This window comes from Flavobacterium nackdongense, assembly GCF_004355225.1.
GTDB lineage: Bacteria > Bacteroidota > Bacteroidia > Flavobacteriales > Flavobacteriaceae > Flavobacterium > Flavobacterium nackdongense.
In genome coordinates, this window is sequence record NZ_CP037933.1 from 2,474,366 (window position 1) to 2,489,764 (window position 15,399).

General features: G+C 35.7%; 17 protein-coding genes. 9 read left to right on the forward strand and 8 right to left on the reverse strand.

Annotation, left to right across the window (positions count from 1 at the left end):
- Window positions 1–64 precede the first annotated feature (64 nt).
- The 4 genes from E1750_RS10555 to E1750_RS10570 form a co-directional block, all read right to left on the reverse strand.
- Window positions 65–2,848 (reverse strand): PorP/SprF family type IX secretion system membrane protein, encoded by a 2,784-nt coding sequence (locus E1750_RS10555; RefSeq protein ID WP_133276743.1) that lies wholly within the window; start codon window positions 2,846–2,848, stop codon window positions 65–67.
- 1 nt (window position 2,849) lies between these two features.
- Entirely contained in the window at window positions 2,850–4,328 is a 1,479-nt protein-coding gene (locus tag E1750_RS10560; protein ID WP_133276744.1) for a T9SS type B sorting domain-containing protein, read from the reverse strand.
- A gap of 58 nt (window positions 4,329–4,386) precedes the next feature.
- Window positions 4,387–5,676, reverse strand: coding sequence for a hypothetical protein (locus tag E1750_RS10565; RefSeq protein WP_133276745.1), 1,290 nt, complete (start codon window positions 5,674–5,676; stop codon window positions 4,387–4,389).
- Between the two features lie 154 nt (window positions 5,677–5,830).
- Entirely contained in the window at window positions 5,831–6,286 is a 456-nt protein-coding gene (locus tag E1750_RS10570; RefSeq protein ID WP_133276746.1) for a hypothetical protein, read from the reverse strand.
- Window positions 6,287–6,887: 601 nt separating this feature from the next.
- On the opposite strand from E1750_RS10570, the gene E1750_RS10575 reads away from it, so the two are divergent.
- The 9 genes from E1750_RS10575 (at window position 6,888) to recA (ending at window position 12,720) form a co-directional block, all read left to right on the forward strand.
- Window positions 6,888–8,036, forward strand: coding sequence for a DNA polymerase III subunit (locus E1750_RS10575; protein WP_133276747.1), 1,149 nt, complete (start codon window positions 6,888–6,890; stop codon window positions 8,034–8,036).
- Window positions 8,037–8,040: 4 nt separating this feature from the next.
- Window positions 8,041–8,424 carry a DoxX family membrane protein gene (locus tag E1750_RS10580; protein WP_133276748.1) on the forward strand — a complete coding sequence of 128 codons (384 nt, stop codon included), beginning with the start codon at window positions 8,041–8,043 and terminating at the stop codon, window positions 8,422–8,424.
- A gap of 225 nt (window positions 8,425–8,649) precedes the next feature.
- A complete protein-coding gene (locus E1750_RS10585; RefSeq protein ID WP_133276749.1) occupies window positions 8,650–9,159 on the forward strand; it encodes an acyl-CoA thioesterase in 510 nt (169 codons plus the stop codon).
- A gap of 91 nt (window positions 9,160–9,250) precedes the next feature.
- The gene (locus E1750_RS10590; protein ID WP_133276750.1) at window positions 9,251–9,589 is read left to right on the forward strand and encodes a type II toxin-antitoxin system RelE/ParE family toxin; all 339 of its coding nucleotides are present in this window, start codon (window positions 9,251–9,253) and stop codon (window positions 9,587–9,589) included.
- Between the two features lies 1 nt (window position 9,590).
- A complete protein-coding gene (locus tag E1750_RS10595) occupies window positions 9,591–9,893 on the forward strand; it encodes a helix-turn-helix domain-containing protein (RefSeq protein ID WP_227873874.1) in 303 nt (100 codons plus the stop codon).
- Window positions 9,894–9,981: 88 nt separating this feature from the next.
- Complete coding sequence (locus E1750_RS10600; protein WP_133276751.1) at window positions 9,982–10,620, forward strand: hypothetical protein; 639 nt, start codon at window positions 9,982–9,984, stop codon at window positions 10,618–10,620.
- Between the two features lie 110 nt (window positions 10,621–10,730).
- The gene (locus E1750_RS10605; protein WP_133276752.1) at window positions 10,731–11,075 is read left to right on the forward strand and encodes a type II toxin-antitoxin system HigB family toxin; all 345 of its coding nucleotides are present in this window, start codon (window positions 10,731–10,733) and stop codon (window positions 11,073–11,075) included.
- A gap of 11 nt (window positions 11,076–11,086) precedes the next feature.
- Complete coding sequence (locus E1750_RS10610; RefSeq protein ID WP_133276753.1) at window positions 11,087–11,641, forward strand: helix-turn-helix domain-containing protein; 555 nt, start codon at window positions 11,087–11,089, stop codon at window positions 11,639–11,641.
- A gap of 74 nt (window positions 11,642–11,715) precedes the next feature.
- Window positions 11,716–12,720: a recombinase RecA gene (recA, locus tag E1750_RS10615; RefSeq protein ID WP_133276754.1), complete on the forward strand. Its 1,005-nt coding sequence runs from the start codon at window positions 11,716–11,718 to the stop codon at window positions 12,718–12,720.
- A gap of 38 nt (window positions 12,721–12,758) precedes the next feature.
- Here the strand turns inward: recA and E1750_RS10620 are convergent, their stop codons facing one another.
- The 4 genes from E1750_RS10620 to E1750_RS10635 all read right to left on the reverse strand — a co-directional run bounded on the left by E1750_RS10620 (window position 12,759) and on the right by E1750_RS10635 (window position 15,349).
- Entirely contained in the window at window positions 12,759–13,505 is a 747-nt protein-coding gene (locus E1750_RS10620; RefSeq protein WP_133276755.1) for a lysophospholipid acyltransferase family protein, read from the reverse strand.
- Between the two features lie 129 nt (window positions 13,506–13,634).
- The gene (locus E1750_RS10625; protein WP_133276756.1) at window positions 13,635–14,021 is read right to left on the reverse strand and encodes a hypothetical protein; all 387 of its coding nucleotides are present in this window, start codon (window positions 14,019–14,021) and stop codon (window positions 13,635–13,637) included.
- A gap of 48 nt (window positions 14,022–14,069) precedes the next feature.
- The gene (locus E1750_RS10630; protein ID WP_133276757.1) at window positions 14,070–14,726 is read right to left on the reverse strand and encodes a CoA transferase subunit B; all 657 of its coding nucleotides are present in this window, start codon (window positions 14,724–14,726) and stop codon (window positions 14,070–14,072) included.
- A gap of 119 nt (window positions 14,727–14,845) precedes the next feature.
- Entirely contained in the window at window positions 14,846–15,349 is a 504-nt protein-coding gene (locus E1750_RS10635) for a hypothetical protein (RefSeq protein ID WP_133276758.1), read from the reverse strand.
- Window positions 15,350–15,399: the final 50 nt, after the last annotated feature.

The window sequence follows — 15,399 nt, forward strand, 5'->3', positions numbered from 1 at the left end:
GTCTGTTTTCTGCATAAGATTAATTCTGTTTTATACGGCTTTTCGAAAGGATTTTAACCTCTCTTTATTCAATTTTTACCATAGACATTTTGCTGTTGTACGGTTTATTTTCCTTGTTTTCTATTGCCATTTGCGCCTCGCCGATGGAGTCAAATTTATCATAGTAAATAAAATATTTTCCTGATTTTACATCGTATAAGAAATCGATATTAGATTGTCCGGAGGCCACGGTTTTTGTCAAAAATTCATCTCTTTTTGCGACATCTTCGTGGACAGCAATAACCAAATAGTATCCTTTTTCTTTGTTTTTAATATCTTTCAAGACGAGTACATTCGACTGTTTTTCTCCAAAATCAAAATCAGCTTCTTTGAGTGGTGTTGTACTAAGAGGCGTTTTCTCTTTGATTCGTTTTAAAGTGTACACGTCTTGTAAATAGCGGTCTTGATTGGTAGCGAAAGCTGCTTTTTTGATTCTTCGTTTTTTCTCAATTTCCGTGTCAACCTTGATTTTTTCTAATGTTAGAATTAAATCTTGATTGGAACGAATCGCTGTCAAATGCGCTGCTTTCAGCTCGTCGATTGTTTTCAAATAAGATTTATTGGTTTCATCAGGGGTATTCCCCGCTTTTTTAATTCGCTCTTTGTATAAATTGTCTAATTCAACCAGTTTGTTTTGCTGATTTTGATTGACCAATTCGATTTGGGATTTTAAATTTTCTAATTCCAAATTTTCGGCCGAAACACTCTTGAATGCTTTCGGTTCTTTATAAATTCCTTTGTCGCTCAGGTCATTTTCTTCTTTTAAATCTTTCAAATCTTTTTCTTTATTCAATACTTTTTCATTGAGTTGTTGCAATAAAACTTGTTGTTCCTTTTTGGAATCGGCAACTATTTTAGTCAATTTATCTAAAGATTTTGCGTTTTCGTCTTTGGGCAATGCGGCTACTCTTGCCTCTTCGGCTAGTTTAGCCTTGGCGGCAGCATCGGCATCGGCTTTTAGTTTGGCATCGGCCAATAGTTTGGCTTGCGCATCGGCATCGGCTTTCAATTTAGCATCTTGAGCTAGTTTGGCTTTGGCGGCAGCATCGGCATCGGCTTTTAGTTTGGCATCGGCCAATAGTTTGGCTTGCGCATCAGCGTCGGCTTTCAATTTAGCATCTTGAGCTAGTTTGGCTTTGGCGGCAGCATCGGCATCGGCTTTTAGTTTGGCATCTGCCAATAGTTTGGCTTGCGCATCGGCATCGGCTTTCAATTTAGAATCTTGAGCTAGTTTGGCTTTGGCGGCAGCATCGTTTTTAATTTTAGCATCGGCCAATAATTTAGCTTTTGCATCGGCATCGGCTTTCAATTTAGCATCTTGAGCTAGTTTGGCTTTGGCGGCAGCATCGTTTTTAATTTTGGCATCGGCCAATAATTTAGCTTTTGCATCGACATCGGCTTTCAATTTAGCGTCTTGGGCTAGTTTGGCTTTAGCGGCAGCATCATTTTTAATTTTAGCATCGGCCAATAATTTAGCTTTTGCATCGGCATCGGCTTTCAATTTAGCGTCTTGGGCAAGTTTGGCTTTAGCGGCAGCATCATTATTAATTTTAGCATCGGCCAATAATTTAGCTTTTGCATCGGCATCGGCTTTCAATTTAGCGTCTTGGGCTAGTTTGGCTTTAGCGGCAGCATCATTTTTAATTTTAGCATCGGCCAATAATTTAGCTTTTGCATCGGCATCGGCTTTCAATTTAGCGTCTTGGGCTAGTTTGGCTTTAGCGGCAGCATCATTTTTAATTTTAGCATCGGCATCAGCCTTAATTTTAGCTTCTTTTTGTTCTTTATACTGAAGATATTCTTGGTGCGATGTGTCGGAAATAGGTTTTCCTGAAGTAGGCGTTCTAGTTCCAGCGGCCGGAATAATTGATCCTTCATCCTCATCTTCGCCGTAGTCGTAGGATTTGCTTTTAAATTTATAGGCGAAAACTATTTCATGCGAAGCTCCAAAAGTGGAAGTGTTTCCGGTGCCTGTTTCATAATTGTACTCTACTGCTATTCTGGGTGTGATGTTTAACCCAATTCCGCCTGAAATACCGTAGACCGAATTGTATCCTGCTTGCGCCCAAATTCCTTTTACTAAGCTGAGCATCGCGAGTCCTGAAACAATGGTTTTGTCTTTTTTGAATTCGGTTTTTATCAATCCTGAAAATTTGCTTCTATCGAAAAACCCATACGAATCGATAAAACCTGTGTACATCACATGAGCTACGATGCTTTTTTCGGGATCTTCTTTGATTATTTCTGATGTTTTAAGATTGTATAAAACAAGATTGTTCAGCGCCAGACCAAAATCAAAAAAATAGGTTCCATAATTGATTCCCGGACTCACCGTGATCAAGCTGTTTTTGGGGATGTTGTTTAAAGCAGGATCGGGATAGTTGGTGATCACTTTGCCTGCATCCAAGCCGCTTTTATAAAACCCTAAATTGATACCAAAAGTCAAATTGCTATCTTCTTGTAATGCGATATTATGTGCAAAATTTGCCATAGCTCCAAAAGTGGTCAATACGCCATAATTTTGCTGGAAAAAGCCAATTGAAGCGCCTTCGTTTTCTAACAATCGACCGGAATAACTAAACAAATAGGTTTGCGGGGCATCTTGAAATTGTGCCCATTGCTTTTTGTTATAAAAACTAAGTACTGGACTTTGTTCCCGAACAAAACTAAAGGTGGGATTGATGGTGTACCGATTAAATTTTAATGAGTTTCTCACAGGAAGTGTCAGTGCAACAACTCCATCTTCTTGCGAAAAGAGGGTTTGCATTGCACCTAAAAAAAGTAATATGGCTATAAAACATTTATTCATTTTATTTCACAATGGTAATCGAGCCTTTTTTTAATTTTCCGTCAGAAGTTGTAATGATATAATAGAATACTGGGTTGATATTTTTAAAAGTGATGTCGCTTTCCGGCCAATTATTGAGGTAATTATTGGTTTGGAATACGATATCTCCATAGGAATTCATGATAAGAATTTCGGTATTTGTTCCACTCAAATACGCTTGCGGAATGCTCCACACATCGTTTACACCATCGTTGTTGGGGCTTATTAAATTGGGAATTTCAACGGCATTTGTGTCAACAATAGAGTTTACAGTAAATGCAATTTCGTCTGTAATGATACATCCCGAATTTTGAGTAATACTAACTTTGTACGCTCCAGTATTGGTCACAGTATAGGAGTTTGAGGTAGCCCCTGGAATCAAAAGTCCATTTGCATACCATTTATAAACTGGATTCAATGCAGTGGTAGTAACAATTACATTTTTTGTTCCTCCTTCACTTATTGAACTAATTTCTGGAACATTGATAGAACTCGAGATGGTATTCACTTGTAAATCGATGGTAGCCGTAGATTTACAGCCTCCAAAATCTACATCGACAGAATATTTGCCCGCTGAGTTGGTTTGATAGGTTTGAGCGTTTGCCCCTGGAATTACAACATTATCTTTTTTCCAAACATAAGTATTTCCTGCTGTTGCTGTGAGCGTTGTGGCTCCGGCACTTGGACAAAATGGGTTCGAAAGGCTAGAAGTAATTGCAGAAACATTTCCTGCTGTTCCGCTAACGGTGACTTCTTGTGAGCGAATGTTTACATCGGTACAGGAGCCATAATTTATTTCTGCATAATAAAGTCCTAGGGCGTTTACATTCAGCGAATTGCCTGTTTGTCCGGGAATCAAAACGTTATTTTTATACCAATTGTATTTTAATTCCGAGAAATTGGCCGGGGAACTGCTCGGGTTGCTTGGCGTAGGATTGTCAATACTTAGGTTTACGCTTCCGCCATTACAAAGACTTAGGTTTGGCATTTGATTGTTGATGTAAAACGGCTGAGAAAATTTCTTGAAATAAACTGGGAATGATGTTTTTTGATCAAAAGAATAAAAATCACCGCTGTAAATTCCAGTGGCGCTTTTTACTCTTAACTTATAGGTTTCAGACCCTTTTATAGTCGTAGGAACCGCAAATGTGATTGTTTTTTCTGAGGCGGATACATCTGCGGTAGCAATTGTTGTTGTGGCGATAGGAGCTGAAAAACTTCCTTTATCATCTGAAAGTTCTACCGAAAAAGTCGTCGAGGCGGGAAAACCTGAATATTTAAATGTGGCTTCAAAACTATTAAAATTAGCTTGTGAACAAATCTTTGTAAAAGGCAATTTCTCAGGAATTATTGTTTGAGAAAATACCTCGTTTTTCCCAATAAAAACGATTGCTATAGCGCATACCATTTTTATTGCAAAGTCTGTCCTGACTCCTACATGCTTGGGTAAAAAACGATTCATAATAGTAGATTTGCTGCTCGCCGAACAAGTTTATATTTTATTTTAAACAAAGGCGCTTTTAGTCTTCGTTTGATGCAGTAATTTTGCCCATTCGCAATCTGTAATCTGGAATTTTTGAATTGAAAAAGTCAATAAATGTTTCCTGATTTTCAGCTTTTGAATACACATTAAAAAAGGCAACATTGCCATACCAGTTTTCTAAATCTTCATTGTTCGAATTGTATTCTGAAAAAATATTGCCCTTGCATAAATTGAAATAGGTTTCAACTAATTTTATTTTTTTTAGATTTTCGTCATTGATATATATATTTGAATTCAATAAAATTGCGGGATTAAATCCTGAAATCACTGTTTTTTTGAAATCAAGAGTGGTGTTTTCGCCAACATAAATGGCTTCTTTTATCAATCCGGTTTGAATATCATTGACCAAATTATTGCTGTTATTGACCATTGTCAAATTGGTAGCAGTAACCAAGGTTTGATTTTTAGTAAAATCAACTTCTTCTTTTTTGGTGTAGGAAGCCACCTCAATACATCGCGACCCTGTGGTACTTGACAAATACGAAGAGCGAACCGCCAACGAATTGGTTATATTACACTGGGTTCCGTAATTGAATTTAAAGTCATTCGAAATGGATTTAAAGGAAACCAATTTGTTTACACTGAGTTCCCCTCCGTCGATTTCAAATGAATTTCCAGCAGAATAACTCACCATAATATTATCTAAAATGGTCTTTTTGCCAATTCCGGCCAGCAAGAGTGCGTTCAGATTGCCAATGGTTTTTACTTTTTTTCCGGCATATTCGATTCTTACATATCTTAAAATACCTGAATCTGAGTTTGAATCGTTTCCGCCGTAAGAGGATAGTGAAGGATCTAATTCATAATTTACATTAGCAGCGTTCCCGTATCTATTAGTCGGCGCATTTCCTAATACAATAATGCCACCCCAATCACCCGCTTTTTTGGTGCTTCTATTGGAAGTGAAGACGATGGGATCCGTCTCGGATCCGTCTGCAATAAGCTTTGCGCCTTTTGTGACTATTAGGGTTCCATTAGATTCATAATTACCAATGATTACCGTTCCCGGTTCGATGGTAAGCGTTACATTATTGGCGATGTAAACATTACCCTGTAATTCATAAATATTTTTTTTATACAACTTGGTGTCCTGAGTTATATATCCCGCCAATATTTCATTGGCTTCGCCATAATCAACTTTGTTAGGGTTGAATTCAGTCCAATTGGTTAGCCAATTGGTTAGCCCTACAATTCCTTTTTCTTGTTGTGCGTTCACACTAAACATTACTAAAAGTAACATTCCAATTAGTCGAGTAGAATTTTTCATGGGTTCATATTTATATTTAACATTCTTTCTTGAAGCAGGTATAATTATTTTGCCTGTGTTTTTTAAAATTTACATTTAAGTTGAGATGAAAAAACAGCCTATTAAGCTGTAGCAGATATTCAAAGTCAGTTTACGAACTCGAATGATTCATTCGCTATTCATTCGCTTCGCCGATCTCATACCAAGACTTCAATGTACTTTCATAAAATAAAATAGCGGTTATGAGATTATTTTTATCCGAATACGGCATTATTTTGGTCTGAAATTCAACCGTTTGTTTGAGAAAATCTTCGATAGCTGCTTCTTGATTTTCAAAGTTTTTTTTGTTTTGTGAATCCATCGGAATGCCCACATCGGCCATAGTAACGCCAAATCTTTTGACTAAAGCGATGTACGGCAATACTTTCACAAGAACCTTCATACGTTCCGTGTACAACTCTATTAATTGTCCTTTGTTTAGTTCTTTTAATTCTTTAAGATCATAATATTTTTTAATATTTGCAGATCTACTTAAAATGCTTTGCGGCGCATTTGAATTTTTATTTTGAGCGCTAATGCAACAAAACATCATCGTCAAAAAAACACTAAAAATTAAACTTTTTCTTTTCATATTGTAATAGTTATTAATTTTACTAGATCAGCAGTACTTGCCTCGCTTGTCCCCAAAACCTCGGGTTGCATATCATCATCGCTTTTAGCAGCCAATTATCGGTTGTGTTCATTTCAAAATTGAGCGCTGCATAATGTTAACAAAAACAAATTTATAGTATTTATTACTAAATTGATAAAAAAATGATAAAATTTAACTAAAAGGATTACAAAAAAATATAATTTAAGTATTTTATCGTTTTTTTTATATATTTTGTCGATTATTTTGTTTTTTGATTTTGTAAGAATTGGAAATAACACCACCTAAATATCTCCTAAATTGATTCATTTTTATAAAATTTCACCAAAACATCTATAAAAAACTACAATAATTTTATATAATTTTCGTTGCCTATCATTTTTTTGTATTTCATCGTATAAATTTGACTTTTATCGATATTTACTAAAATCCATAAAAAAATCAAACCCTTTTTCTAGATAATAATAATCTACAATTCAATGCGGTACATGCTCCAACTAGACGAAGTAAATAACGCATTTTAGTAGAAAGAGATAACTAGAATGCTATGCTGTATTGCCACTTTTTATGCTATATTTGCCTTATGCAGTTTTCAGAAATTTTAGGACAGGAACATATAAAAAATCACTTGACACGAAGTGCCAATTTGGGTAGAATTCCTCATGCACAATTATTTGTAGGACCAGAAGGATGTGGCACTTTGCCATTGGCAATCGCTTATGCGCAATACATTTTGTGTCAAAATCAGGATGGAGAAAATTCAGGTTCAAATGAATCTTGCAATCTCAAATTCCAAAAAATTGCCCATCCCGATTTGCATTTTGTGTATCCAACGGTCAGTACCGAAGATGTCAAAACCAAACCCAAAAGCCTTGATTTCATTGGAGATTGGCGACAATTTGTACTCCACAATCCTTATGGGGGTTTGTTCGATTGGTATTCGGTTTTGGGGGTTCAAAACAAACAAGGCGAAATAAGAGTTGATGATGCTCAGGAAATTCTAAAATCACTTTCTTTAAAATCCTACGAAGGCGGCTATAAAATCATGATCGTTTGGATGGCAGATAAAATGAACATTGCAGCCTCCAATAAGCTGTTGAAATTACTTGAGGAACCACCCGAAAAAACAGTTTTCATTTTAATCACCGAAAATGAGGAAGATATTATTCAAACCATACGTTCGCGTTGTCAGGTGTTGCAATTCAATGGCTTGAGCGAAAAAGTCATCGCCGATGCCTTGGTTTCTCGAGAAAATATCGAGACCAAATTGGCTACAAAAATAGCGCATCAAGCGCAAGGAAATTACAACAAGGCTTTGCATTTGCTCAAAGATGATAGCGAAGAATTCCCTTTCGAACAATGGTTTGTCGTTTGGGTTCGTGCGGCGTTCAAGGCCAAAGGAAATCCCGCTGTTATTGCTGATTTAATTCAATGGAGTGAACAAATTGCCGCTTTGGGAAGAGAAACCCAAAAGAAATTTCTTCACTATTGTATTGATATTTTCCGTCAGGCCTTGCTGCTTAATTATGAAACGCCAAGTTTGGTTTATATGGAGCCTACGGTCCCAAATTTTACAATAGCCAAATTTGCTCCATTTGTCAACGGTAATAATATCAACGACATATTTAACGAATTATCCGATGCGATGTATCACATTGAACGCAACGGTAATGCCAAAATAATCCTGACCGATTTATCCATCAAACTCACGCGTTTAATACACAAAAAATAAGTTTATGAGCAATGCCGCTTCCATTTTGCTTTTGGCTTTTTTAGCCATTACTTTTATTCAATCCGGTTATGACAAATTGTTTTATTGGAAAGATAATTTGGATTTTTTGAAAGAACACTTTGCCAAAACACGTCTCAAAAACGTCGTGGCTCTTGCCCTGGGGCACATTTTGGTGCTGGAATTGATTTCTGGCATTTTGTGCGTGGTAGGCTGTATCGAATTATTCGTCAGCAACGGACGAACTTTTGGATTATATGGCGCTGTTTTTTCGAGTATTACTTTGCTGATGTTGCTTTTCGGACAGCGATTGGCTAAAGATTATGATGGAGCCAGAACGATTGTAATCTATTTTATTCCAGCCATAATAGCGGTTCTATTGTTCAGTTAGAAAAAGGCAATTTCAATACTTGTGGCAAAAAAAATATAGGTCTCTAATTTGTCACTGCTTCGTCAGTTCGGGCGAAGCTCTCAAGACCGCAGGAATCGCAACAAAATCAAGCCACTATCTGAGATTCCAACGGAATAACAAAAAACAAGAAAAATTCAGTAGTAATAAGAATAAAAATTTTGCGCCTTTGTGCCTTTGCGGTGCAATAACTTTATAAAACGAATTATGATTTCTAAACACCCTTCAGAGTCTTTGACTGTATTGACTGACTTGGTTTTGCCAAGCGAAACGAATCCGTTGAACAACCTTTTTGGCGGCGAATTATTGGCTCGTATGGATCGAGCTGCAAGTATTGCCGCAGGCCGACATTCTCGTAGAATTTCCGTTACCGTTTCGGTAAATCATGTCGCTTTCAACAAAGCTATTCCCCTGGGAAGCGTGGTCATTATTGAGGCCAAAGTCTCTCGGGCTTTCAACACTTCGATGGAAATTTACCTCGATGTTTGGATTGAAGAAAAAAAATCTGGTGAAAGAATTAAGTCCAATGAAGCCATTTATACTTTTGTAGCCGTTGACGAAACCGGAAAACCAATTGAAGTTCCGCAGATTGTTCCGGTAACCAAACTAGAAAAAAATCGCTACGATGACGCTTTGAGAAGAAAACAATTGAGTCTAGTCTTAGCGGGAAAATTGAATCCTCACGATGCTACCGAATTGAAGGCGTTGTTTGTTTAGAACAAACTATTTTTAAGGACTTTCTTAATATTTGAAAAAAATAAACAATAAACACATTCTTTTTTGTTCCACAATTAGTTAACTTTGCCTAATGGAAAAAATTAGGAAAATTCATTTTTACAAAAACTACTTCGAAGATTTCTTTGAAAAGCAAACCGAAAAAGCGAAAAATAAAATTGATGAAGTCCTTTTTTTAATTACTGTAATTGAAAGAGTTCCAAGAAAATTCCTGAAACACATAGAAGGAACTAATGGACTTTATGAAGTTAGAGTAGAACTAGGCAACAATATTTATAGAATATTTTGCTGTTTTGACGAAGGACGCTTGGTGGTATTATTTAATGGTTTTCAAAAGAAAACGCAAAAGACACCAAAATCTGAAATTGACAAAGCAGAGAAATTAAAAACGGAATATTTTAATGAAAAATAAAATGGAAACAAAGATAAAAAACACCACAACATTCGAAGAACATTTGGACAGGCGTTATGGAGAAGTTGGCTCTATAAAACGTGCCGAGTTTGAAATTAAAGCAAAAGCATTTTCAATTGGCGAAATGATTAAAGAAGAAAGGCTTCTAGCTAATCTGACTCAAGAACAGCTTGCAGAAAAAACGGGAACCAAAAAAAGTTTCATATCCAGAATTGAAAACGGACATAGCGATATCCAACTATCAACACTATACAAACTTTTAGAAATTGGACTTGGAAAAAAAGTGAATTTTTCTTTTAAATAGAATTCAACTTTTTGTCCTGGTAAGAAAATTAAATCCACACGATGCTACCGAATTGAAGGCGTTGTTTGTTTAAAAACATACTTATACAATGGAAGAAAAAGAATTTGTTTTCAAACGAAGTTTTACTGACGGCAAACTAAGACGGTTAATTTTTAATGAGAAAAACTTCAGTTTTGAAGACAAGGATTTCGGAAATAAGTTGTTTACATTTTTTGAAAAAGAAGAAATAACCGATTATAGGTTTGGCATTCGTTGGATTCGATTTGAATTTACTTATGGAAGAGAATATCAAATATTTGTTCGAAATAAAGAAAACAAGGTTATAAAAATTAGTTTCAAATCGTATTTTGGTAGAAAAAAGAATATTCTTCATAAGCTTTATAGTGATATTCTAACCGAATTATGGAATTATTATTTTGAAGATATTGTTAATGATTTCATTGACAAGCATCTCAACGATGAGGAATTTTCAATTGGCGATGTTTTAGTTAAAAAAAACGGGGTTGAACTAAATGTAAGTGGTGTTTTCAATCAAAAAAAAATCGCAATTCCGTGGGATAAAATTCGAACAAGAGCTTACAATTCTTATTTTTCAATCTATTCAATTGACAATCCTTCTGATATAAATAGGGGTTATAGCTATAAAGAAGATTGGAATACAAATGTTTTACACAGTGTGATAAGAACATTATTAAAACACAAAAACATAGAAATATACGAATTATAACTGGTCCAATTGTTACATATTTGAACACTATAGTTATTCAAAAAAATAATTAAAAAAGTTCTAATTATTTTAGAACTTTTTGTACCTTTGTTTTTAGCATTTAGATTTTAATGGAAATTGTCGGCAAGAAAATTTTAGAAAAACTCAAAAGAAAAAACAAGGGAAATATTCCTTTAATCGCTTCTATTGAAAATCTAATCAAAGTCTTGGAAGAAAACGAATTCACCAACCAATCCGATATTTTCAAGATAAGACCCGACGCTGATTGTGTGCATAGTGATGGATTTTATTTTTTTGACATCAACATTCATCGAACATTGCTGTTGATAGAATTTGAAGAAAACGGTGAAGCAACAATTGTTTGGGCCGGTTCGCACGACGAATACGAAAAAACATTTCGAAACAACAAAAACACCATCAAAAAATGGTTGAAAGAAAGAGAATGGATCAATTAATTTAGACAATTATGAAAACACAATCCTACCAAAAAATACTTCAAAAAGGGTTTATTTCCAACGAATTAGAACTAGAGCAAGCGCTTATAATAGAAAGAAAATTACGGGTATTATCCAAAGAAAACCCAGAATTGGCCCAAAGCAGAACGCAACTTCGTGCGATAATTAAAGAATACGAAAAAGTCATTTGGAATAAGGACTCCAAAATAACAGACAAAAAAATTCAAGAAAGTGACGCCGCCGAATTAATCGCCGAACAGGAAAGACAATTTTTGGCAAACAGAAAAAAAATTATAAAATCAAAACTGACTGAACTGGGTATCAATCAACAAGATTTAGGACAAATTTTAGGACATAGTAAATCGTATATTTCAGAATTAATCAACGGAATCAATCCTTTTAACCTCAAAGATTTAATCATAATTCACAAATTATTCGGCATAAAATTAGAAGATTTAATCCTTACAACCATTCCACAAAAAGAGAGTGAAAAAATTAAATCATCGATTTTAAAAATTAACAAGCCTAAATTAATATTAGGAAAAAAAGATTTGGTTTTGGTTTAACATTAGTCCTTGCCACTTCCAAAAAAAGAAGTATTTTTACAAAAAGATAAGCACAAAATTAAATACGAGAAACGATGAGTTCAGAAAAAGAAGCCAAATTAAAAGCCCTACAACTTACACTTGACAAACTAGATAAAACATACGGAAAAGGTACCGTAATGAAAATGGGCGACAAAGCCATCGAAGAAGTGGAAACTATTTCTTCAGGATCTTTGGGAATCGATTTAGCCCTTGGAGTAGGCGGCTATCCAAAAGGAAGAATCATCGAAATATACGGTCCAGAATCTTCGGGAAAAACGACTTTGACTTTGCACGCCATTGCCGAAGCTCAAAAAGCCGGAGGAATTGCCGCTTTCATAGATGCTGAACACGCTTTCGATAGAAATTATGCTGAAAAATTAGGCGTTGACATCGAAAATTTAATCATATCACAACCAGACAACGGGGAACAAGCTTTGGAAATTGCCGAAAACTTGATTCGTTCTGGAGCAATTGATATTGTCGTGATTGACTCGGTGGCTGCTTTGACACCAAAAAGTGAAATCGAAGGCGAAATGGGAGATTCTAAAATGGGCCTTCACGCTCGTTTGATGTCACAAGCCTTGAGAAAACTGACAGGAACCATCAGCAAAACACATTGTACCGTTTTCTTCATCAATCAGTTGAGAGAGAAAATTGGCGTAATGTTCGGGAATCCTGAAACAACTACGGGTGGAAATGCCTTGAAGTTTTACGCTTCGGTACGATTGGATATTCGTCGTTCGACACAAATCAAAGATGGTGAAAATGTTCTTGGAAACAGAACCAAAGTGAAAGTGGTGAAAAACAAAGTCGCTCCACCTTTTAAAGTTGCGGAATTTGATATTATGTATGGCGAAGGAATTTCGAAAACAGGTGAAATCTTAGATTTGGCCGTTGAATTTGAAATCATCAAAAAAGCGGGTTCTTGGTTCAGTTATGGTGACACCAAATTAGGACAAGGTCGCGATGCGGTAAAAGCCTTAATCAAAGACAATCCAGAATTAGCCGATGAATTAGAAGAAAAAATCAAGGCTAAGATCAAAGAAAATAATGCTTAAAATTAGAAAAGATTTCGCCGCGGTGAACTCTTTTTTTTTTACGTTTCCTTCTGAAAAACCAATAATTGTTTGTGGATTATTTGCCAAGATTGTTCTTTTAAGTCATTCTTATCGACCAATGTTTTTCCTTCCGTTTCGATAAAGGAATGTACTTTTACTCTCATTAAACCGGGGCTTCCGCTAAAAAAATTAAAAGAAAATCGTTCCTTGTTATCGCCAAAAGTCATCGGAACAATGGGCAATTGATGTTCGATGGCCAATCGGAAAGCTCCGTCTTTGAATGGATCCAAAACCGTATGCTTATTATCTGTTACGCCACCTTCGGGAAAAATACAAATACTGAGTCCTTGAAGAATTCGTTTTTGAGCCCTTTCGAAAACGCCGTGTTTGCTTTTGGAATTGGATCGATCCACCAAAATACAAGTACGTTTGTAGAAAAACCCGAAAATGGGAATTTTAACTAATTCCATTTTACCCACAAAAACAAAAGGCTTTCTAACCGTAGCGAGCATCAACATAATGTCGGTCATCGAAGTGTGGTTGGCAATGAGCATATAACTTGTGTCTTTTTCCAATTCCTGTTCTCGTTCAATTTTGTAATAAAATCCCATGCCAAAAAGAATAATTCTTGCCCAAATTCGCGCCATTTTGAAGAAGTAGGGATAGCCGCTTTCGGTCAAAATGGACAAGACTAAAAAAGGAAACATCACCAAAATAGGAATCGCCATCAAGACATAAAACCAAATCCGCCACAGTATCCAAAAAATAATTTTTATTCCTCTCATAGTGCCAAAAGTAAGAAAAACTGTTTAGGTCTAACGAAAAAGGGTGTAAAGTTTTTCTCGAAGTTTCCGATAGCTAACACAAAAAAACACGACTAAACCTGTCTTTTGAGTGTTTATAAACTATAGTTTTTACTTGATAATGGTGCAAACGCCATTGACACATTTGACTTCGGTTGGAGGAGCAACAACCATACAATCTGACACAGCATTAGTTTGTATATTATAAAGGCGGTTCATTTCATTGTAAGCTTTTACCATTTCTTGCAGTTTAGGCAGGTTGACACTATTGGGAAAAACCAAATAGGACAAAGGGCCTCCGCACGGTTTTGAGCCAAAAGCAATAAATCCGCAACCCAAAGATTCGGAACAACTAAAACTGTTGATGTAATTTTGAATCTCCTGTTTTTTGGTTTCTAATTGTGAAGCAGTGATGGAATCGTCGGCTTCATTCGAATCCGAACATTGAAAACTTTGCAATACAATAGCGAGCAGTACTATTTTAAAAAAACGTTTCATAATTTGACTATTAAGCGAAGTTTTAATTATTGTAAAGTTAGAAAAAAATTAATCAATCACCATTTCCGGAATTTCGCCTTCGATGATTAAATCAGCTTCAGTAGAGGCGATGATGTGGGCTACAGAAATGCCTGGCGCGCGTTCTAAGAGCTTAAAACCATTTGGAGTTACTTCGAGAACGGCTAACTCGGTTACGACCTTTTTTACGCAACCAACGCCTGTTAAAGGCAAAGTACACTTTTTGAGGATTTTGCTTTCTCCCGCTTTGTTCACGTGCATCATAGCCACGATAATATTTTCGGCAGAAGCGACTAAATCCATCGCGCCGCCCATTCCCTTGACCATTTTTCCGGGGATTTTCCAGTTGGCAATATCGCCGTTTTCGGCTACTTCCATCGCACCAAGAATCGTCAAATCGACGTGTTGCCCACGAATCATTCCGAAACTCATTGCAGAATCGAAGAAAGAAGCACCTTTTAAGGTGGTGATGGTTTGCTTTCCGGCGTTGATTAAGTCAGCGTCTTCCTCGCCTTCAAAAGGGAAAGGTCCCATTCCGAGAACGCCGTTTTCACTTTGAAATTCGACCTCAATTCCTTTTGGGATATAGTTGGCTACTAAAGTTGGAATACCAATACCGAGGTTAACAAAGTATTTATCTTTGACTTCTTGGGCGATGCGTTTGGCGATGTCTTCTTTTGTTAGCATAGTTTTGTTTTTTGAAACATATAAGTCATATAAGTTTTCTTTTCAAACTGAACCGTAGATTTTTATAGAACCATATGAGGGGTTTAAGGTCATTAAAGTTTTTGTAATAAAAATAATATTCATTTTATCCTTTTCATAATAATTCCTGCAATCGGTAAACAGTCTGTTTCTAAACTGTCTTTTTGGACATATTTGATTTTTACTTTACTCAAATCGGTAGCTAATCTAATTCCAACAAGATATTCTTTTTCTTCTTTAAAGTACTCATCCACAAAATACCCATCATCTTCATCTTCATCAATTTCACCATCACGATTCCAATTTTTATTTTCTGCAATGCCCCAATATTCTTTATCACAAGGAAGCGTTTCAGTCACCAAATGAAATTTAATAGTTTTTTTATCAAGAATATTTATTCCTACTACTTGATTAACTTCCTCGGCAGAATATTGAAATACTAAAGAATAATCTTTCTGAGAAAACTCAGTAAAAGTGTTTTTTTGATCAATTTTTATAGGCTTAGATTTTACTTCAACTGTTTTGCTCTTTTTAGAAACGTTATCGTTTTTACAACCAATAAAAGCAAGTATAAGAATTAAAAGTATTATGTTGTATTCTTTCATTTGTAATTTACTTTTTTCTTTTTATTGAACTGATTACTAAAAACTGAAGT